We start from the raw sequence: 19,911 nt of genomic DNA, 5'->3' as shown, positions 1-19,911 counted from the left end.
CACCCCCCTCCCCACCCCCGGCCCGGCCCCCGGGGGGGGCGCGGCGCGGCCGCCCCCCCACCCCCCTCACACTTGCGGGATGAAATGCGTGGTGATCGGCGGCGGGATCGTCGGCCTGGCGACGGCGTATCGGATCGTGCAGGATCGGCCGGACGTCGAGGTCACGGTGTTGGAGAAGGAGCAGTCGGTCGGGCTGCACCAGACCGGGCACAACTCCGGGGTGATCCACGCCGGCGTCTACTACAAGCCGGGTTCGCTGAAGGCACGCATGAGCCGCGACGGCAGCCGGTCCATGGTGGCGTTCTGCCGGGAGTACGGCATACCCGTCGAGGTGTGCGGGAAGTTGATCGTCGCCACCGAGGACGGCGAGCTGGACCGGCTGACGGCGCTGTATGAACGCTCGCTGGCCAACGGGCTGCCGGTGCGCATGCTGACTCCGGGGCAGGCGCGCGAGCTCGAGCCACACGTCTCCTGTGTCGCGGCGATGCATGTCGAGTCCACCGGCATCACCGACTACGCCCAGGTGTGCCAGGCGCTGGCGGCGCAGATCCCGAACGTCGTCCTGGGGGCGAAGGTGACCGGGATCCGCCAGGAGGGCGCTGTGGCGCGGGTCGCCACGACACTCGGCAGTTTCACCGCCGACGTGCTGATCAACTGTGCCGGCCTGCACGCCGACCGGATCGCCCGCCTCGCCGGTGTGGACGTGCCGGCGCAGATCATGCCGTTCCGAGGCGAGTACTACGAGCTGAAGCCTGACAGCCGGCACCTGGTCAAGGGCTTGATCTATCCGGTTCCCGATCCGCAGTTCCCGTTCCTCGGGGTGCACCTCACCCGCATGATCGACGGCAGTGTCCACGCCGGGCCGAACGCCGTGCTCGCGCTGCGCCGTGAGGGTTACCACTGGAACCAGATCAATCTGCGGGACCTGGCCGGCACGGCGACGTTCCCGGGCGCGTGGCGGCTGGCCCGCAAGCACTGGCGATACGGACTGACCGAGGTGCGGCGCTCACTGTCGAAGACGCTGTTCGCCGCCAGCCTGGCCAGGCTGGTTCCCGAGTTGACGATCGACGATCTGATGCCGTCGGAGGCGGGCGTGCGCGCTCAGGCGATCACGCCCGACGGCGCACTGGTCGACGACTTTCTCATCGTCGAGAACGGGCCGCAGGTGCACGTGCTCAATGCGCCCTCGCCGGCCGCCACCAGCTCGCTGGAGATCGCCAAGCACATCGCCGCGGTCAGCCTGTCGCGTAAGTGACCTGAGCAGGTAACCTCCAACGGTGAACAATATTCCTCTCACCAGGCCGTCCGTCGGTGACGCCGAACTGGCCGCCGTCGCCGACGTCTTCGAATCGGGTTGGCTGGCCGGGCAAGGCCCCCGCAGCGCGACGCTCGAGGAGGGCTTCAAGGAGCTCACCGGCCAGGAGCACGCGATCGCGCTGAACAACTGCACGGCCGGACTGCACCTGGCGCTGATGGCGCTGGGCGTCGGGCCGGGTGACGAGGTCATCGTCAGCGACTACAGCTTCCCGGCGACCGGGCACGCGGTGCTGTACTGCGGGGCGAAGCCGGTGTTCGCCGATGTGCGGGCCGACACCGCCACGATCGATCCGGCTGTCGTCGAGGCGCTCATCACGCCCAACACGCGGGGGATCATCGCGGTGGATGCGCTCGGCATTCCCGCGGACTGGACCGAGCTCGAGGCGATCGCCGCCAAGCACGGACTGTTCCTGGTGGAGGACGCGGCCTGCTCGGCCGGCGGGACCTATGCCGGGCGCCCGACGGGCAGTTTCGGCGACGTCGCGATCTTCTCGCTGCACGCGCGCAAGGGCATCACCTCGGGCGAGGGCGGCGTGCTCACCACGAACAATGCCGAACTGGCGGCCCGGGTCCGGGCGGCGTCCTGCTTCGGCATGCAGTCTGCGTTCGCCCGGCAGAACTCCGACAAGCTGACGATCCCGACCTTCCCGGAGATCGGCTACAACTACAAGCTGTCCGACGTGCTCGCCGCGATCGCGGTGGTGCAGTTGTCCAGACTGGACGAGTTCACCAAGGCCCGGCGGAGCGTTGCGGCTCGCTATGCCGAGCTGCTCGCCGACGTGCCGGGCGTGCACGCGCCGGTCGTGCCGGAGGACCGCGAGCCGACCTGGCAGACGTACGCGATCACGGTCGACGATCACATCGACCGTGACGCGCTCATCATGGGCCTGCGGGCGCAGGGGATCGGCTCGAACATCGGCACCTACGCCATGCACCTGCAACCGGTCTACGGGACGACGAACCCGTGCCCGGTGTCGAAGCGGGTGTTCGAGCGTCAGGTGGCGCTGCCGATGTTCCCGGAGCTGTCCGAGGAGGACCAGCTCCGGGTCGTCTCAGTGGTACGTGATCTTGCCAGATGACGGATCGACGGTGCCCGTGATCTTCGCGGGCACCCCCACCGCCACGCTGTAGTCGGGCAGGTCGATCTTCACGACCGCACCTGCCCCGACGATGCAGTGGTTGCCGATCGTCACGCCCATGTGGATCACCGCGTTGGCGCCGATGAACGTGCAATCACCGATCTTGACCGGCTTGCGCTCGATCTCGACGGCCCGGTCGGTGACGCACCGCTTCGCGCTCGAGTGGGTGTAGATGTGCACCCCACCCGAGATGTCGCAGCCACGGCCGATCTCCAGCCCGCCCGAGCCGTCGATGAGACAGAACGGGCCGATCCACGTCCGCTCGCCGATGACCGGCTCGCCGACGAACCACGCCAGCGGGTTGTACGGGTTGGGTGTCATCCCAGTTCGCCGGTGGTCTTGAGGTGATGCACCACCGAGGCGAGCCCCTCCTCCAGACCGATCGTCGGCTCCCAGCCGAGCAGCTCGCGGATGCGCTCGATCGACGCCTCGCGCTGGGTGACCAGCACCTCGCGCGGGCGGAAGACCGGCTGCACGTCGGCGCCGACCGCCTTGATCAGCTGGTCGGCCAGCTGGGCGACCGTGGTCTGCGTGCCGGTGCCGACGTTGAGCACCTCACCGGTGGCGGTCGAGTCTAGGGCCATGCCGACCGAGCGGGCCACGTCCGTGACGTGGACGAAGTCCATCGACTGCTCGCCACGCCCGTCGATGATGGGCGCGTCGCCGGCGGCCAGGCGGCGCAGGAAGGTCAGCACGACCGAGGTGTAGTAGGCGTCGGTCGGCTGCCCGGGGCCGTAGACGTTGAAGAATCGCAGCGCCAGCCACGACAGCTTGGACCGCTCGGCGTAGAAGCTGAGCAGGTGCTCGCCGGCGAGCTTGGCCGTGCAGTACGGCGTGATCGGGGCCGGCTTGTCGGTCTCGCGCATCGGCAGCGAGGTCGGGTTGCCGTACACCGAGGCCGAGGACGAGTAGACGATGCGGTGCACCGAGTTGCGGGCGGCCGAGTCGAAGACGTTCTGCGTGCCGAGCAGATTGACGTCCAGGCTCTCCGTCGGGTCCGAGACGCTCTTGTTGATGCACACCGCGGCCAGGTGCACCACCGCCTCGACGCCCTGCATCGCGCTCTCGACGGCGTTGGCGTAGCGCACGTCGCCCTCGATGACCTCGACGTCGTCCAGTTTGGCCAGCGACGCTGCGACCGCGCGGTCGCAGCGGTAGTAGTTGTCGAGAATGCGCACCCGCCAACCGCGCGCCAGGAGATCGTGCGTGACATGGCTGCCGATGTAGCCAAGACCGCCGGTCACCAAGACGGTGCTGTCGTGCTTCTTCATGAGGGGTCTCCTAGCTGATGATCGTTGCCTAGCTGATGATCGTTGGCTGCAGTTCGGTGCGGGGCGCCGGAACGACGGCGTGGTGCGGGGTGGCGGCGGCATGCATGGCGGGTCGCGGGGCGGGCCGTGCCGGCCCGGACGAGTCCACGCTGCGCAGCACGTAGTGGGGCCGGCGCCGGGACTCCTCGACGCCGCGCCAGAGGTATTCGCCCATGATGCCGATCATGGCGAGCTGTGCTCCGCCGATGAACAGCATGATGACGAGAATGGTCGGCCAGCCGGACGGGGTCTGCGTGCCGGCGATGTTCTGCCCGATCAGCAGGAGCGCGTAGGCCAGGCCGAGCAGTGCCACGGTGATACCCGTGTAGGTGCATGCCCGCAGCGGCATCGAGGAGAACTGGATCAACGAGTCGACGGCGAGCTTGATCATCTTACGGCGCGTCCACCGGGACTCACCGTTCCTGCGCGGCTCCTGGTCATAGCTGACTCGGGTCTGGGTGAAGCCCAGCCAGGCGACGAGCGCCAGGGTGTTGCGGTTCTGCTCTTCCATCTTGTTGAGCTCGTCGATGACGATCCGGTCCACCAGGACGCCGGACGGCCCCTCTGCCGGGTAGTTCTTCAGATCGGTGAACTTGGCGAAGAGCCAGGAGAACGCCTTGGACTGCAGCTCCGCCAACGCCGAACGGCCCACACGCAAGCGGCGGATGCCCCACACCACCTCGGAGCCGGCACGCCAGTTGGCGAGGAAGTCGGCGATGAGCGACGCCGGCTCCTGAAGGTCGGCGCCCAGCATGATCGCGCAGTCGCCCGCACAGTTGGCGAATCCGGCCGAGGTGGCGTAATGCGAGCCGAAGTTACGCGACAGGCGGACGACCGTGACGCGCTCCTCCGGCGGGGCAAGGTCGACGACCCGCTGGGCGGTGCCGTCCACCGAGCCGTCGTCGATGACGACGAGCTCGAAGTCGTAGTCCGGGTTCTCCACCGGGAACTGGCAGTACCGCTTGATCAGGGCGGCGACGTTGTCAGCCTCATTGAGCGCCGGAACGATGATGGAGACGAGCGGCCGTCGTTTCGTCACGATGGTGCGCCCTCACCCTCATTGCTCGGCACATAGACGGCGATCCCCATCGTCTCCTCCTTGGGGGCCAACAACCGAAAGTCGTTCTCGAACGAGAGACCGCAAGACCTTAGCGCATCGATCTCCGTGGCGGCCACCGGTCGGGAGAACAAAAGAACGGGTGGACGACCGCCTGGCCAGGCCGTTCCGCCGGCGCAGACCGCGACGATCCCCGCCGCCGTGCGCTCGCGGGCCTGGAAGGAATACCACGCCTCGCCGACGGATTGCCCGCCGAGCATCAGGACCAAGCCGGCCTTCTCGTCGAAGGCCATCACGGCCCGTCCCGACGGTTCGACATACGGCTTCAGCATTCCGTAGAGCTTGCTGTAGCCGTCCGCGCGCTCGCGCTCGAGCTTGATCGAGTACAGGGCGGCGACGCCCGCCACCGTCTCGGTCGACGCGCTGTAGCCGGCGGTGCGATAGGGGAAGCGCAGGATGCCGGTCGCGCCGATGTTGACCGAGACCAGGACGGCGCCCGCCGCGACGACCGCCGTCAGCGCCCGGGCGACCCGCGGGGCTCGGTCCATGCCGGTCAGCACGAAGATGATCGCCGCCATCCACACGGCGAACCCGTTGACGGCCATCAGGTAGATGGCGTTGCCCGTCCCCATCGCCTGCACGACGGGCAACAGCAGGAGCGTGGCGAACAGCAGCCAGGTGCGCCGATCCGACCGGCTCAGCGACGACTGGTCACGCCCGCGCCACCGGTCGCGCACGAGCAGGGCGGCGCCCGCCAGCAGACCGAGGCAGACCAGGGCGATGAGGCTGTTCGCGTACTTCGACAGATGAGCCGGGCCGCCGAAGTGTCCCTTCGTCAGGATCACGTAACGGATCGACACGGCCAATCCGGCCAGCCCGATGACTGCGGCGGCGATCTGGACCGCGCGACGGCGGCTGGCCAGAGCCAGCAAGACCGCAAGGACCAGCAGATAGTGCGCCTTGCCGGCGATCAGCAGCGCCTTCGCGCCGGTACGCGCGTACATGCCGAGCAGGCTGACGGGGTCGTTGGCCCCGGCGGCCACGAGTTTGGTGACCGCCGCCATCTCCGGCAGCGCCACGTCCAGCGGAATGATCAGCACGTGGATCAGTGCCGCGCAGGCCAGTACCCCGGCGACGGTCCAACCGAGGAAACGCAGGATGGTCCGCCAGCCGCTGCGCCAGAGCACCGCCACCGCGACGACCCCGATCAGGCCGAAGGTGAGCACCGACGATGCCCACTTCGCCAGCATCGAGACGACCATCAGGAAACCGAGGGCGACGGGCACCCAGGCCCGGCTCCGGGCGCCGGACTCCACGCTCCTGGCCAGGACGAGGACGAGCGCCATGGCGAGCATCGCGGTCAGCAGCGTGACGTCGTTGTATCCAGGGCTGCGCGGCAGCCAGCCATATGCCAGAGCGCCGCAGGCGACGATCGCCGCGGCGCCGGACAGCTCCCACACCGATGTGGACGGGGCATGCGGTCGGCGCGGCCGCAGCCACCTCATGAACGTCCAGCCCAACGCCACATGGGTGAGCACGACCGTGAGCAGGCGGAACAGGCGCAGCCCGGCGATGTCGTAGCCCAGCAGCTCGAACACCGGACCGTAGAGGAACTGCACCCCGGTGAAGGTGTGCAGATTCGTCGACCACCAGCGATACGACAGGAGGTAGAACCCCTCGTCGCTGACGTCGAGACCGCGATCGGCCGAGATCACCACGGCCGTGATCCAGCTCGCGGAGGCCAGCGCCAACGCGATGAACAGCATGATCGTCAGGGAGCGCGGTCGATCCGCTCGCGCGGGACCCTCGACCGTTTGCGGTGCCCGCACTTCGGACTCGGCCTCGACGGAAGCACTGCTGGACGTCACGAGCGGTGAGCTTACCTCCAGCTCGGCGCCCTCGACCGGCCTCATGGAAGGTAGCTCACGTCTGGGGAGACCGCGGCGTTGACCTGGAGAACCCGCCTGGCGGACAGGGCGGCGAGACCGGCGGCGACCAGGTCGGCGACGGTGAAGACGACGCGCGACGCGAGCGCCAGACCCAGCGCCAGCCCGGCGGCCCGCTCGACGTCCCCCGCGAACGGTGCGAGGAACGGGGTGAGCGCGGCGACCAGCAGCCCCTCCCGCACGCCCAGCCCGGAGGGGGCGAACACGGCGAAGGTGCTGATGACCATCGCCAGCGCGATCGCCGCCACACAGCGCAACAGGCCGTCGAAGCCGGTGGGGGTCAGCGCGTTGACCAGCAGCCAGAGGTGCAGACCGAAGAAGAGCCAGGCCACAGCGCTCCAGCCGACGGTCCGCAGCACTCCGCGCCAGGTCAGGGACTGCTCAAGGGGATCGCGGCGCAGGGCTTTGAGGGCCAGATTGATCAGCCGGGTGGCGACGGCGGGAACGGCACAGATCAGGGCCACCGGCACGACGATCAGCATCACGATCTTGATGAACTGGTCCAGGCTGCCGCCCTGGGCGGGCAGTCCGACGGACAGCGCCAGGGCGAGCCCGGCCGTCATGCCCAGCCCCGTCGCGATCATCGAGGTGAGCAATGCCCGGGATCTCGGCAGGCCGGCTCGGCGGCCGAGCTCCATCTGCAGCACATATGACCAGACGCTGCCGGGAACGTACTTGGCCAGGTTGCCGATGAGCGTGATACGGCCGGCCGTCGCGACGTCCACCCGGAAGCCCAGATCGGCCAGCGCGGCCCGCCAGGCAAGGACGTTGGCGCCCATGCCCACCAGCACGGCAAGGACTGCGGCGACCACCGGCGGCCAGGAAAGCCGCTGGAAGATCTCGACGACCTCGTCCCACTGCCGCGCCACCGACCACCCGATCGCCGCGGTGATCAGCACGATCACACCGATGCGCGCAAGCCGCTGCAGCATCGATCTCTTGGGGGTGTCCTGATGCTTGTTCAGCGGTCTCATCCCATGCGCCGGCGGGGGTTTCGGCAAGGTCGGCCGCCACCCTAACACGCAGGACAGGCGTCCGAACTCGGCGAAGATCGTCTACTGGACTTCCTGGTCAGCGGGTCGAGTCGAGCACCGCGGCGTCGACTTCGGCACGCTGGCGCGGGACGGCGGCGACGCCGGTCGTCGGCGCCGGCAGGCGCAGCGCCGGGGTGGCCTTGCGGGAGCCGCGCAGAGCCGCGAGCCGCTGCGAGGTCAGCCGGTGCGCCAGGCGCAGCAGTGTGTACGCCCCGTAGGCGTCGTAGCGCACGAGCCGGTGCTTCAGCCCGCTGAGGCCGCCGGGGGGCAGGTAACCGCCGTCGGGCAGCCGGCGGCGGTAGTCCTCGGCGATGCGGCGGAAGAAGGCCTTGCGCATGCTCTGCCCGAGCCGCCGGTCGTGTCCGATGATCACCAGGTAGTGATTGATCATGAGGCGGAACAGCTCGGGCCGGAACTGCTCGAACCCGCCGCCGGCCTTGTCCACGGCGGCGAAGAGGCGCTCGTACTGCTCGAACACCTCGAAGTGGCGGTCGGACACGGAGGCGGTGATGGCCCCGGGCGTCTGCTGGCGGTACTGGTAGCAGACCACGTCGAGCACGTCGATGGTGCCGGCAGCCATCAGCAGCGGGTGGCTGTACGCCACGTCCTCGTACCAGCCGGGGTGGAAGCGCAGGCCGCTCTCCTCCAGGAAGGCGCGCCGGACGATCTTGGACCAGGCCGACTGCGCCAGCCGCAGCAGTTCCGGGCGCCGCGACAGGGGCAGCGGGGTGGGTGCGTCGCCCAGCAGCCCGGCGGAGAGCCGCGGCACCACGGTCCCGTCGCCGAACACCTCGGCGTGATCCACGATCAGCACGTCGGGGTGGTGCAGCGCGAGGCGGTCGAGCACCGTCTGCACTGCCCCGTCCGGAATCCAGTCGTCGGAGTCGATGTACCAGACGTAGTCGCCCTTCGCCTGCGCGAGCCCGGCGTTGCGGGCCCTGCCCAGGCCGACGTTGGCGGTCAGGTGCACCGGCCGCACGCGGGAGTCGCGGGCCGCGAAGGCGTCCAGAATCGCCCCGCTGCCGTCGGGCGAGGCATCGTTCACCGCGACGACCTCGATGTCATCGCCGGGGTGGGCCAGCAGCGATTCGAGGCATTCCCCCAGGAACCGCTCGACGCCGTACACCGGCACGACGAACGAGATGCGAGGCGAGGGCGAGGGCGAGGGGGATTCATGTCTCACGTCAGCAAAGGGTGCCAGAAGCCCCCTACCGCGCGCCAGGCCCAAATGGTCATCAGGGGCCCCGCCGCCCCGGCCCGTCCCCGCGTTCACCGTCGGCGTGGGCTCTTTCCCGACCTGCCCGAACCGCATCCGGCTAGGCTGTTCGGCGAGGCATGGCGTCCGGCGAGCACCAGACGAGGAGCACTCATGACGGCGCAGAGCACCCTTCCCGCGGCGGCCTCGGGCCGCTTCTCCATCGGCGGAGACCTACCCGTCAACCGGCTCGGCTACGGCGCGATGCAGCTGACCGGCCCCGGGGTCTGGGGCGACCCCGCCGACCCGGACGAGGCCGTCCGCGTGCTGCGGCGTGCCGTGGAGCTCGGCGTCGACCTCATCGACACCGCCGACTCCTACGGGCCCTTCGTCAGCGAGATGTTGATCAAGAAGGCGCTGCACCCGTACCCCGAAGGCCTGGTCATCGCGACCAAGGGCGGATTCACCCGCGCGGGCCCCGGCGACTGGCGGCCGGTGGGCCGGCCGGAGTACCTGCGCCAGCAGTGCGAGCTGAGCCTGCGCCACCTCGGCCTGGACCGCATCGACCTCTACCAGCTGCATCGCATCGACCCGAAGGTCCCGCTGGAGGACCAGCTCGGCGAGCTGGTGCTGCTGCAGCAGGAGGGGAAGATCCGGCACATCGGGCTGTCCGAGGTGACCGTGGCGCAGATCGAGCAGTCGCGCAAACTCGCGCCGATCGTGTCCGTGCAGAACCTCTACAACCTGGTCAACCGCAGCGCCGAGGACGTGCTGCAGCACTGCGAGCAGCAGAACCTCGCCTTCATCCCGTGGTTCCCGATCGCGACCGGCGAGCTGGCCAAACCCGGCGGACCGCTGGCACAGGCCGCCGAGCGGCACGGGGCGAGCCCGGCCCAGCTGGCACTCGCCTGGCTGCTGCGGCGCTCGCCGGTGATGCTGCCGATCCCGGGCACCTCGAGCGTCGCGCACGTCGAGGAGAACATCGCGGCCGCCGAGCTCACGCTGACCGACGCGGAGTACCGGGAACTCGAAACAGCGGTCTGACGCGCGGTCCGGGCCGCAACCGCACGACCGGGCCGGTCCTCAGGCCGGACCCGCCCCGGCCAGTGGCGACCGCGCGGCCGCCGAGGCGAAGCCGAGCCATGTGTGCCGGTTGCCGGCCCAGCACCAGCCGACCTTCGGCGCGTGCCGGCGGGCGGCGCCGTCCCGGCCGGTGCCGTTGCTGATCCACAGGGCCGGGGTCCGCGCGTCGAGCGAGCCGTTCGCCCGGCGCAGCCGGGACCCGACGGTCATGAAGCAGCGGTTGCGCTCCAGCGCGTCCGGCTGCTGGAGCAGCCACATGATGCCCTCGACAAGAGTCAGCGGCGTACGCGACGCAGCCGTGATCGCCGGCAGGGCCTCGTCCGGACTCCAGCCGGCCATCGCGTCCCCGCGATCGACGTCGTGCAGCAGGTACAGCGCCGACGGCGGCGGGACCGCGGCGTCGATCGGCGCGAACGCGTCTACGTCTGTCATGTCCTCCACCACGAACCCGGCCCTGCCGTCCCGCTGCAGCAGCGGCGCGAGCGACGACGGCCGTACCCGGCCCGGATGGATCACCAGCAGCGCGTTCGTCCCACCGGTCGCCGCGACCGCGTGCACCTGCTCCGCGGACAGCCCCGCACCCTCGTGCAGACCCAGCTCGACCAGGCGGCTGGCCTGCTCGCTCAGGACGGGCAGCGGCTCAGGCATGACGGACCTCCATGACGGCATCGGCTGCGACCGTATCCCGCCCGGCGAACGCGAGCCCACGAACGGCCGCGAAGCGGCGCAACCTCCCGCGACCACCCGGGTGTCTGGTAAAGCATGACCACCACAGCCGCACCGGAGACGGTCGAGCCCCGCCGCGCCCGCCGACGCGTCCGCCTGGCGGTCCTCGCCGTCGTCGCCGGAGCCGTCGTGGCCCTCGTGACGACGGTCCTGACCGTGACCGATCACGCCCCGACACCGCCGGGCGGCGCCCTGCCCGACGGTTGCCGGCCAGGGCAGACGCCGGTCAGCCTCGACATCCCGCTGGAGAAACAGGCACAGGTCAACGTCTTCAACGGCACCCCGACGGCCGACCTGGCCGGGACCGTCGCCGCCGGCCTGCGCGACCGCGGCCTGAGCGTTGGCGCCATCGGCAACGAGCAGACGCGGCAACCCGGCAGGGTCGCCGTCCTCCGGTTCGGACCCGACGCCGTCGGCGCGGCCCACCTGCTGCGCGGCTACGTGGCCGAGGCCGAGGAAGAGGACAAGGTCAAGCTCGAGTTCGACCCCGCTCGCCGGACCCCGGACGTGGACCTCGTGGTGGGCGGGCAGTTCAAGCTGCTCGCGACGTCGACCGAGATGCGGCACCGCATGGCGCTGCTGGGACGTCCGGCCCTGCCGCCCGGCACCTGCCGCCGCTGACGGCCGCGGCCACGCCACCCGGCGCGGCCACACGAGGTACAGAGGTCAACCGGCCTTCCCCGCATTTGCCTTCGCAGTGCGGAGGAGGGCATTGAGCTCGTCGGCGACGTCGTCGGCCCGGCTCCTGTGTCCGGTCCTCCGAGCCAGCTTCGCCGCCTGCACGGCCCATACCCGGATCGGACCACCCAGCTCCGGCCGTCGTACGACGACCAGCAGGTAGTCGGCCTCGAAACGCTCGATGTCGAGCCACGGGACGATATGGGTCTTCCCGATGTTCACCACGGTGACGTCGTCGACGCCGGCCACGACACGGGGACGTATGTAGCCGCGCCAGCAGAACACGACGATCCCGATGGCGAGCGGCACGAACAGGAACGCGCCGTCGGCTTTCCCCACCACCGCCCATGAGCAGGCGAGAAAGAGCGGCCCCAGGATCATGAAGGTCCAGCCCAGCACCGGGTAGGCGCGATTACGGAAGGTCCGCGGCAGCCGTGACCTGCCCGGCACAGCCCCGGCAGGCACTTGATCGGCACTCACGTCAGCGGATTATGCCAGCTCAGAGGCCACAACCGGAGGCGTGGGCGTCCTCGCCGACGCGCCCAGCAGTTCACCGACCACAAACACGACGGGCGGTGCACAACGGTCGCTCACGCCCGAGCCACGGGCAGGCCGCGATCCTGTCCGGGACGCAGGTCCAAGTGACCTAAATTCTTTCGCTCACCGTGCAGCAGTTGAAGCACCCCGCAGCCTTAGGAAGTCATGGGAGGTGCGATGGAGCCGACGTTCGAGGACTTCGTGGTCGCCCGAGGTGACGCGTTGCTCCGGTTGGCGTTGATGCTCACCGGCGACCGGCACCACGCCGAGGACCTGGTGCAGTCCGTGCTGGCCAAGGCCTACGTACGTTGGTCCCGCGTGGCGGCGATGGAGCGGCCCGAGGCGTACCTGAAGAAAGTGCTGGTCAATGACCATCTGCGGTGGTGGAGGCGGCGGGGCACGAGGGAGCTCCTCGTGGGTACGCCGGCGGACCGGGTGGCGGGCGGCGCCAGCCGGTACGAGGCGCGCGACGCCGCCTGGCAGCTGCTGGGGCGGCTGCCGAACAGGCAGCGGGCGGTCCTCGTGCTCAGGTACTACGAGGACCTTTCCGACGCGGAGATCGCGGTGGTGCTCGGTTGTGCGCAGGGCACGGTCCGGTCGCAGGCGGCGCGAGGGCTGGCCGCGCTGCGAACGGTCGTGCCTGAAATGGAGTGGGAGGCGTTGCCGTGAAGGAACTTGAGACGGAAACCCTGGTGCGCGACACGTTCCGCCACCATGAGCATCTGGTCTCGGGTCGTGCCCCGGGCCTGGTCGTGGCGGTACGGGCGCGGGCGGACCGCCGCAGGCGCACCATGCGGGCGGTCGGCGTGGCCGTGGCGGTCTTCGCGGTGCTGGGCGGTGCCGTGGTCGGCGTCGCCGCCACCGGCGGGGGACGCCACGCCGACCCGGCACCGGTCGCCGGCCCGGACACGACCGGATGGCGCTGGGAAAGCTGGCTCGGCGCCCAGGTCATGGTCCCCGGCGACTGGACACAGGAGGACTTCGGCTGTCTCGGCACCAACGCGCCGAGCGTCGCGCGGTTCCCGCGTTCCGAACATACCTGCGGTTGGACCGAGCCGGTCGACAAGGAGGTCGCCCTGCTCGGGACCGGGACCGAGGGCGACACCAAGCCCCAAATGCGACCTGTGACCATCGACGGGGTCCCGGCCCTGCGCGGCGACTTCCGGCTGCCCGACGGGCGCTACGCCGGAGCGATCGAGGTCCCGTCGAGGCGGCTGGGCCTAACGGTCCGGACGATGAACGCGGCGAAGACCGAGCACATCCTCGGGAGTTTCCGCCTGGTGGACGTCGACCACGCAGGTTGCCCGACGCTGCGGCCGGTCCGTGAGCCGAGCGTCGTGGACAGCCTCTCGACCGGTCCGTTCGTACCGCCGTATCCGGCATCGATCGCGATCTGCGTCTATCACACCGGATTCGGGAATGAGCAGGTCGAAGGCCGGCTGCGCAGATCGATGGCTCTCGCTGGGGTCGACGCCGTGCGCCTGGCCGACAGACTGAACGCGGCCGAGCCCGGCGCCAACCCTGACCCCCCGGCACGCGTGTGCACGCAGGAGGGTCCCGTCATCGCGGACGCGATGCTCATCGTGCGTTCCGGCACCACCACGACACGGGTATGGGCGATCTTCAGCTCGTGCACCGGGCGCGGCCTGGACAACGGGGCGCGACGGGCGCAACTCACGATGGGCATCGTCTGGCAGATCATGCAGGAGACCGGATTCTCGATGCGTGCGCCCTTTTCGGAGTAGGGGTGGCCGTCCCGGACGGCCACCCACGTTTTCCGGTGCTCGCTCAACAGGCGGACAACGCGGTCGCGATGCGGCCGCGTTGCTTTGCGACCTGCTAAAACGCTGCCGGCGAACGGCGGCTTGGGGTGGCATGCGGCCGCGTTTGCGTTCGATCGGCTGACGTGCGTCTCCCCAGTTCGGAGGGGAAATGCCTGATCGTGGAGGTGCCCCCGGCAGGATTCGAACCTGCGACCCACGGTTTAGGAAACCGTTGCTCTATCCCCTGAGCTACGAGGGCGCGAGTGCACAGTCTAGCGACCGGCGGGACATCTCGCGGTACGAGGTGCCGCGGGCACCCGCCCGTGTTCCCCACCCAGCTCACGGCCTCCGACTTTACAAACCGTACGTACGTACTGTTAATATCGCCAGCGTGTTCAGCAAGTTCCTCCCCGCCCCGGGCACGCCGCGCGTCCTCATGTTCGCCACCCTGGTGAACACCTTCGGCAACGGCGCCTACCTCACCACCAGCGCGCTCTTCCTCACCCGCTCGGTCGGCCTCAGCCCGGCCCAGGTGGCGCTCGGCCTGAGCGCGGCGGCCCTGGCCGGCATGGTGCTCACCACGCCCATGGGCTACCTCGCCGACCGCCGGGGCCCGAAGCAGGTGCAGATCGTGGCGCTGCTCATGCTCGCGGCCTGCTTCACCAGCCTGACCCAGGTCCGCGACCTGTGGTCGTACGTGCTGATCGCCTGTGTGATCGCGGTGGCCGACGCGACGGTGAAGGCGGCCAACGGCGCGATGATCGCGGGCGCGGTGCCCCCGGCGGAGCGGGTGCGCACCCGGGCCTTCATCCGGTCCACGAACAACGCCGGCATCGCGCTGGGCACCCTGGCCGGCGGCCTGCCGCTGCTGCTGGACACCCGCGCGGGCTACCTAGCCGTGCTGCTGGGCAATGCGGTGACGTTCCTGCTGGCGGCCGTCGTCGTCAGGCGGGTCAGCGCCGTCGCCCCCGCGTCGGCTCCGCCTGGCGGGCCGCGGATGGCCGCCCTGCGCGATCGCCCGTTCCTGGCGTTCGCACTGCTCGACGGGGTGGTGGCGGCGCTCTACAACGAGGTGCTGAGCCTGGCGCTGCCGCTTTGGCTGATCGCGCACACGCGGGCGCCGGTCGCGCTGGTCTCCGCGGCGCTGCTGGTGAACACGATCGGCTGCGTCACCCTGCAGGTGTGGGCCTCCCGTGGCACGCACACCGCGGCGGACGCGGTGGGTGTGGCCCGGCGCGGCGCGCTCGTGGTGGCCGCGTCGTGCGTGCTGTTCGGGCTGTCCGCGGGGCGGCCGTCGTGGCTGGTGACGGTGTTGGTGCTGGCGGCGTCGGCGGTGCACGTGCTGGGCGAACTGTGGCTGTCGAGTGCGACGTTCGCGGTCGTCTTCGACCTGGCCCCGGACTGGGCGCAGGGCCAGTATCAGGGGGTGCACCAGACGGGGCGGCAGCTCGGCAACATGGTGGGGCCGCCGGTCATCACGGCGCTGGTCATCGGCTGGGGCGCCCCGGGCTGGAGCGCCCTCGCCGCGATCTTCGCGGCCGCGGGCCTGGCCGCGCCGCACATCATCCGCTGGGGACTGCGCCAGGCAGGCCGCCGGGGCGCGGCCCCGGACGCCGCGACCGCGACGCTGTCCGCCGTCGGCTGACCCGGGTCACGTCGCCGAAGCCGGGCCGCGGCGGCTCGTGGGGACGCGTTCCGCCGTTGGCCACCGGCCGCGTGGTCAGATGTTCAGCGGTGGGGGCGCAGGGTCCAGGTGATGGCCATCTCGCCCGTGGTCACGCCCTCGGCGTTGGCGATGACGACGTTGACCTCGAACTCGGGCCGCTGCCCGGCGTCCAGTTCGGCCACCACGTCCGCGGGGGGCCGGGAGAGCGTGGCGGTCGCGCTGACGACGCCCATGGCCAGTTTCTGGTACGCGATGCCCGCGCGCACCGCGAGCGGCGTGGCCCGGTGCAGCTGGTCGCCGAACGCGGCGAGCACGATCGCACCGGAGGCGGTCTCCCCGAGGCTGAACATCGCGCCGGCATGCGGTCCGCCGACGTGGTTGTGCACGGCGGGGTCGTCCGGCAGCGTGGCGACGGCGCGCACCCCGTCCCCGTCGACGGTGATCTCGGTGAACCGGATGCCGATGGTCCGCGCGAACGGCACGGTGGCCAGCAGCCCCTCGGCGACAACAGTGGCGTCGATCGTCATACCCGCCAGGTTACCCACCAGTAACTATCGGCGGCAAGGGGCCGGCGTGGCATGAAGATCGCCGCCTCGGGTCGGAACCTTGAGTGAGAACACAGGTTTCGACACGAAACGGCGATCTTGGACCGCGGCCGTAGCGGCCGCGGGAGGCGGTGACCCGTCAGCGCCAGCCGACGTCGATCCGGTCACCGCGCTCGTCGAAGAAGTGCAGCGCGTCCATGCGCACCGCGATGGACAGCGGGTGTCCCGAGCTGATCTGCGGGTACGGCGCGAGCCGTACCGCCAGCTCGGCGGCACGCCGGTGGTGGCGGCCCGGGTCCGAGAGAACGCTCTCCCGCTCACGGCTCGACGGCCGTTCGACCACCGAGGTGGCGGCGCCGTTGGAGCGGCCCTTCATCCGGTTGATGACATGGCCGAAGCGGCGCAGCCGGGAGCCGTGCTCCTCCTGCTCGGCCGCGGAGCGGCCGATCTCGTCGACCACGACCGCGGTCGCGCCGATGTCCACGAAGGCCAGCGACTCGTGACCGTGGTGCTCCAGGTAGCGGATGCGGCCCTGCAGCACGTCGCCCGGGGTGTCCGGGGCGACCGGCGTGAGGGCCTCGGCCCGTACGCCGATGACGATGCGCTCGCCGTGGAAGTGCGACACGGCGCGAGCGCGGATGTCGTCCCACTTCAGGTACAGCGACTGCTCGCCCAGGTTGAGCTGGACGTAGCGGTCGAGGTGCACGTAGACCGACGCCTCCAGCAGGTTCATGCGCGGGCTGCCCAGGAAGGCGGCCACGTAGAGGGTGGCCGGCTTGCCGTACACCTGCGTCGGCGTGCCCACGTCCTGCAGCACGCCCTTGCGCATGATGGCGACCCGGTCGGCCATGGTCAGCGCCTCGGCCTGGTCGTGCGTCACGTACACGGTGCTGACGCCCAGCTCCCGGACCAGCCCGGAGATCTCCGCGCGCAGTTCGGCGCGCAGGCCGCTGTCGAGGTTGGACAGCGGCTCGTCCATCAGGAACAGCCCGGGACGGCGCACGATGGCGCGGCCCATGGCCACCCGCTGGCGCTGGCCGCCGGACAGCTGGCTCGGCTTGCGGCCCAGCACGTCCCCGATGCCCAGAGCGCTGGCCACGTCGGCGACCCGCTCCGCCCGCGGCTCCGGCTCGACGCCGGACAGCCGCAGCGGGAAGCCGATGTTCTCTCCCACGGTCATGTGCGGGTACAGCGCGAAGTCCTGGAAGACCATGGCGATGCGCCGGTCGCGCGGCGGGAGCTGGTTGGCCAGCTGGCCGTCGAGCACAACGGCGCCGCTGCTGGGATCCTCAAGCCCGGCGATCATGCGAAGTACGGTCGATTTGCCGCAGCCGGAAGGACCCAGGAGCACCATGAACTCCCCGTCGGCCACGTCCAGGCTGACGTTGTCGACCGCTACGGTCCCATCTGGAAATACCTTGGTGACGTCTTTGAGCGCGACGGTTGTCACCGTCTCCTCCCACAGCCCTCGTTCCGGCCCCGAATCTGGACACTCTCGCGAAAAATCCCCCGCCTTCCTATCGGGTAAACGTTCCATGTTCACCCGGTCACGGATCTATTACCTTGCCGCTCCCGCAGATCACGACGCTGCGAAATCGTCCATGAACACACGGTGTCTTCTTCGGAGGGTGCATACGGCGAGGCCCGGACCGCTGTCGTGGTCCGGGCCTCGCGGAGGCGATGTGATCCTCAGTGCGGCGGCAGCGGCCGCGGCGGCGTGACCTGCTCGCCGAGAAAAACGCGGCGCACCACGCGGTCGGCGGCGTGGCCGTCCTCCCAGGCGCAGAAGCGGTCACGGAACGCGGCGCGGCGCTCACTCGACGCGTTCGCGCGGCCCTCGCCGAGCAGTGACACCAGTTCGGCGAAGCTGCCGGCGACCGGACCCGGCGCGTGCGCGATCACGTCCAGCGACGCGCCGCGGGCGGCGCGGTACTGCGCCCAGTCCGGCACGTAGAGCACGATGGGCCGGTCCAGCACCGCGAAGTCGAAGATCACCGACGAGTAGTCGCTGACCAGGATGTCCGCGGCGAGGTAGAGGTCCTCCACGACCCGATACCCGGACACGTCCTGCACCTGGGGGTGCGGCGAGTCCGCTCCGGGCACCAGCCGGCCGCGCACCAGCACCCGGCCGCGCGGGCCCAGCGCCGCGGCGAGCGCCGCCGGATCGAACGGCGGCAGGGTCAGCGGCTCCGGGCGCGACGTCGGCATGTACAGCACGACGGTCTCGTCCTCGGGCACGCCCAGCGCCGCCCGCGCCGCCGCGGACTCGCCCGCGCCCGCGCGGGCCAGCCGGTCGTTGCGGGGCGAGCCGGTCTCCAGCGGCTCGAACGCGCATGGGTAGACGCGCTCCCACACCTCGGTGCTGTGGGCGTTCGCGCTGACGCTGAAGTCCCAGCGGTCGCTGCGGCGCAGCAGGGCCGCGAAGTTGTGCCGCTCGCCCGCCGGGAAGTGCTGCTCGTCCAGGCCCATCGCCTTGACCGGCGTGCCGTGGTGCGTCTGCAGGTGCACCTGGCCCGGCCGCTTGCGCACGAAGTCCGGGAAGTTCACGTTGTTGACGAGGTACTTCGCCCGGGCCAGCAGCCGGTAGTACGCCCGCGAGCCCTCGACCACGTGCACCGTGCCCGCGGGCACGGCGCCGCTCGCGTCCCTGCCGACCACCCACACCCCGCGCAGGTGCGGGGCGAGTCGGCGGGCGGCCTGCTCGACCGCGGCCGGGTTGCAGGAGACCTCGCGGTACCAGTACGCGGCGTAGCCGGCCAGGTTCTCGTCGAGTGGCAGGCGGCGCTGCAGCCGGTAGTAGGCGCGGGCGAGCAGGCCCAGGTGGGAGCCGGACCCGGCGTGTTCGCGCAGCCTGGCGGCGAGCGCGCCGCGCAGCCCGCGCTGGGCGCGCCGCACCGCTTGCAGCGCCGTGTACGAGCGCCAGGCGCGCCGGGCCACCAGCCGGTAGCGCAGCCCGTCCGCACCGCGCGGCGGGGCGAACCCGCCCGCGGGCCGGTAGCGGGCGAACATGTCGGCGGTGCGCAGGAACGAGTGCCGGCGCAGGTTCGGCGGCAGCCGCTCGGTGTTGCCGACGGTCTGCATCAGGTGCCAGATCATGCGCGCGAACAGCACCGGCCGGATCGGGTCGGCCCGGCTGCCCTGCCGGTCGATCAGCTCCCAGGCCCGCTCCCAGTGGGTGAAGACCTCGAGGTGCCGGGGGTTCACGGTGCGTGTGATCGCGCCCTGGCGGCGCTGGCGGTACGCGTAGCAGACCTCCCCCAGCGTGAAGATCCGCTCCGCGCCCACCAGCAGCGGATACGTCCAGGAGACGTCCTCGTACCAGCCGGGGGCGAAGCGCAGGTCGAGCTTGGCCAGCAGGTCCCGTCGTACGATCTTGTTCCACACGGTGTGGATCGTCTTGATCAGGTCCGGGCGGGCCTGCAGGTCGGCTCCGTTGGGCCCGGCCGCGGCGGCGAACGACCGGCGCAGCCTGCTGCGGCGCGGCCGCCCGATGGGGTAAGTGCGCTCGAAGTCCACGATCAGCACGTCCGGCGCCTGCTCGCGCAGCGCCCGCGCGACCGTCTCCAGCGAGCCCGGGGTGAGCGTGTCGTCGGTGTCGACGAACCACACGTACTCGCCGGTCGCCTGGGCCAGGCCGACGTTGCGCGCCTCGCCGAGCCCGACGTTCTGCGCCAGGTGCAGCACCCTGACCCGGGTGTCCCGGGCGGCGTACTCGTCGAAGATCTCGCCGCAGTGGTCGGGCGAGCGGTCGTCGACGGCGATCAGCTCCACGTCGCCGAAGCCCTGGTCCAGGATCGAGTCGAGGCACTCGCGCAGGTAGCCCTGCACCTTGTAGGCGGGCAGGACGATGCTCAGCAGCGTCACGTCGGCATCGGCCCCCTGTGCTGCGGGGCCGGTGCGGCCCGCGTTCGGTGT

At 70.6% G+C, this 19,911-nt stretch carries 18 protein-coding genes and 1 tRNA gene; 7 read left to right on the top strand and 12 right to left on the bottom strand.

Annotated elements, in window-relative coordinates; all coding sequences use genetic code 11:
• Nucleotides 1–79: 79 nt before the first annotated feature.
• A complete protein-coding gene (gene lhgO, locus F9C41_RS20615) occupies nt 80–1,255 on the top strand; it encodes an L-2-hydroxyglutarate oxidase (RefSeq protein ID WP_155388468.1) in 1,176 nt (391 codons plus the stop codon).
• A gap of 22 nt (nt 1,256–1,277) precedes the next feature.
• Nucleotides 1,278–2,396, top strand: a complete 1,119-nt coding sequence (locus F9C41_RS20610; RefSeq protein ID WP_155388467.1) for a DegT/DnrJ/EryC1/StrS family aminotransferase — start codon at nt 1,278–1,280, stop codon at nt 2,394–2,396.
• Here the strand turns inward: F9C41_RS20610 and F9C41_RS20605 are convergent.
• The 6 genes from F9C41_RS20605 to F9C41_RS20580 all read right to left on the bottom strand — a co-directional run bounded on the left by F9C41_RS20605 (nt 2,370) and on the right by F9C41_RS20580 (nt 8,986).
• Nucleotides 2,370–2,777: an acyltransferase gene (locus tag F9C41_RS20605; RefSeq protein WP_155388466.1), complete on the bottom strand. Its 408-nt coding sequence runs from the start codon at nt 2,775–2,777 to the stop codon at nt 2,370–2,372. The two genes, F9C41_RS20610 and F9C41_RS20605, sit on opposite strands and share 27 nt — an antisense overlap.
• The gene (locus F9C41_RS20600; RefSeq protein ID WP_155388465.1) at nt 2,774–3,727 is read right to left on the bottom strand and encodes an NAD-dependent epimerase/dehydratase family protein; all 954 of its coding nucleotides are present in this window, start codon (nt 3,725–3,727) and stop codon (nt 2,774–2,776) included. The genes F9C41_RS20605 and F9C41_RS20600 overlap by 4 nt, the downstream gene beginning before the upstream one ends.
• Nucleotides 3,728–3,755: 28 nt before the next feature.
• Nucleotides 3,756–4,805: a glycosyltransferase family 2 protein gene (locus F9C41_RS20595; RefSeq protein WP_196279860.1), complete on the bottom strand. Its 1,050-nt coding sequence runs from the start codon at nt 4,803–4,805 to the stop codon at nt 3,756–3,758.
• Nucleotides 4,802–6,736: a hypothetical protein gene (locus tag F9C41_RS20590; RefSeq protein WP_155388463.1), complete on the bottom strand. Its 1,935-nt coding sequence runs from the start codon at nt 6,734–6,736 to the stop codon at nt 4,802–4,804. Before F9C41_RS20590 ends, F9C41_RS20595 begins: the two co-directional genes overlap by 4 nt.
• Nucleotides 6,733–7,701: a lysylphosphatidylglycerol synthase transmembrane domain-containing protein gene (locus F9C41_RS20585; RefSeq protein WP_196279859.1), complete on the bottom strand. Its 969-nt coding sequence runs from the start codon at nt 7,699–7,701 to the stop codon at nt 6,733–6,735. Before F9C41_RS20585 ends, F9C41_RS20590 begins: the two co-directional genes overlap by 4 nt.
• A gap of 139 nt (nt 7,702–7,840) precedes the next feature.
• The gene (locus F9C41_RS20580; RefSeq protein ID WP_196279858.1) at nt 7,841–8,986 is read right to left on the bottom strand and encodes a glycosyltransferase family 2 protein; all 1,146 of its coding nucleotides are present in this window, start codon (nt 8,984–8,986) and stop codon (nt 7,841–7,843) included.
• Between the two features lie 186 nt (nt 8,987–9,172).
• Here F9C41_RS20580 and F9C41_RS20575 point away from each other — a divergent pair, with 186 nt between their 5' ends.
• Entirely contained in the window at nt 9,173–10,042 is an 870-nt protein-coding gene (locus F9C41_RS20575; RefSeq protein WP_155388460.1) for an aldo/keto reductase, read from the top strand.
• Nucleotides 10,043–10,081: 39 nt separating this feature from the next.
• Here the strand turns inward: F9C41_RS20575 and F9C41_RS20570 are convergent, their stop codons facing one another.
• Nucleotides 10,082–10,729 carry a DUF5701 family protein gene (locus F9C41_RS20570; protein WP_230689796.1) on the bottom strand — a complete coding sequence of 216 codons (648 nt, stop codon included), beginning with the start codon at nt 10,727–10,729 and terminating at the stop codon, nt 10,082–10,084.
• A 114-nt stretch (nt 10,730–10,843) separates the two neighbouring features.
• Here F9C41_RS20570 and F9C41_RS20565 point away from each other — a divergent pair, with 114 nt between their 5' ends.
• Entirely contained in the window at nt 10,844–11,428 is a 585-nt protein-coding gene (locus tag F9C41_RS20565; RefSeq protein WP_155388458.1) for a LytR C-terminal domain-containing protein, read from the top strand.
• A 45-nt stretch (nt 11,429–11,473) separates the two neighbouring features.
• Here the strand turns inward: F9C41_RS20565 and F9C41_RS20560 are convergent, their stop codons facing one another.
• Nucleotides 11,474–11,965: a PH domain-containing protein gene (locus tag F9C41_RS20560; RefSeq protein ID WP_155388457.1), complete on the bottom strand. Its 492-nt coding sequence runs from the start codon at nt 11,963–11,965 to the stop codon at nt 11,474–11,476.
• 234 nt (nt 11,966–12,199) lie between these two features.
• Here F9C41_RS20560 and F9C41_RS20555 point away from each other — a divergent pair, with 234 nt between their 5' ends.
• Together F9C41_RS20555 and F9C41_RS20550 are read left to right on the top strand one after the other, a co-directional pair.
• Nucleotides 12,200–12,691: a SigE family RNA polymerase sigma factor gene (locus tag F9C41_RS20555; protein ID WP_155388456.1), complete on the top strand. Its 492-nt coding sequence runs from the start codon at nt 12,200–12,202 to the stop codon at nt 12,689–12,691.
• Nucleotides 12,688–13,767, top strand: a complete 1,080-nt coding sequence (locus F9C41_RS20550) for a hypothetical protein (protein WP_155388455.1) — start codon at nt 12,688–12,690, stop codon at nt 13,765–13,767. The genes F9C41_RS20555 and F9C41_RS20550 overlap by 4 nt, the downstream gene beginning before the upstream one ends.
• A 204-nt stretch (nt 13,768–13,971) precedes the next feature.
• On the opposite strand, the gene F9C41_RS20545 is transcribed toward F9C41_RS20550, so the two are convergent.
• Nucleotides 13,972–14,044 (bottom strand) — tRNA-Arg (locus F9C41_RS20545).
• Nucleotides 14,045–14,176: 132 nt separating this feature from the next.
• On the opposite strand from F9C41_RS20545, the gene F9C41_RS20540 reads away from it, so the two are divergent.
• Nucleotides 14,177–15,430, top strand: coding sequence for an MFS transporter (locus F9C41_RS20540; RefSeq protein WP_155388454.1), 1,254 nt, complete (start codon nt 14,177–14,179; stop codon nt 15,428–15,430).
• A gap of 83 nt (nt 15,431–15,513) precedes the next feature.
• Here the strand turns inward: F9C41_RS20540 and F9C41_RS20535 are convergent, their stop codons facing one another.
• From F9C41_RS20535 to F9C41_RS20525, 3 genes are all read right to left on the bottom strand, one after another.
• Nucleotides 15,514–15,978, bottom strand: coding sequence for a DUF4442 domain-containing protein (locus F9C41_RS20535; protein ID WP_155388453.1), 465 nt, complete (start codon nt 15,976–15,978; stop codon nt 15,514–15,516).
• A gap of 157 nt (nt 15,979–16,135) precedes the next feature.
• A complete protein-coding gene (locus tag F9C41_RS20530; RefSeq protein WP_155388452.1) occupies nt 16,136–17,446 on the bottom strand; it encodes an ABC transporter ATP-binding protein in 1,311 nt (436 codons plus the stop codon).
• A 239-nt stretch (nt 17,447–17,685) separates the two neighbouring features.
• Nucleotides 17,686–19,860: a bifunctional glycosyltransferase/CDP-glycerol:glycerophosphate glycerophosphotransferase gene (locus tag F9C41_RS20525; protein ID WP_155388451.1), complete on the bottom strand. Its 2,175-nt coding sequence runs from the start codon at nt 19,858–19,860 to the stop codon at nt 17,686–17,688.
• Nucleotides 19,861–19,911: the final 51 nt, after the last annotated feature.

This window comes from Catellatospora paridis (assembly GCF_009720365.1).
GTDB classification, from domain to species: Bacteria; Actinomycetota; Actinomycetes; order Mycobacteriales; family Micromonosporaceae; genus Catellatospora; species Catellatospora paridis.
The sequence above is the reverse complement of the archived record's forward strand: the minus strand, read 5'-3'. Positions and strand labels throughout refer to the sequence as shown.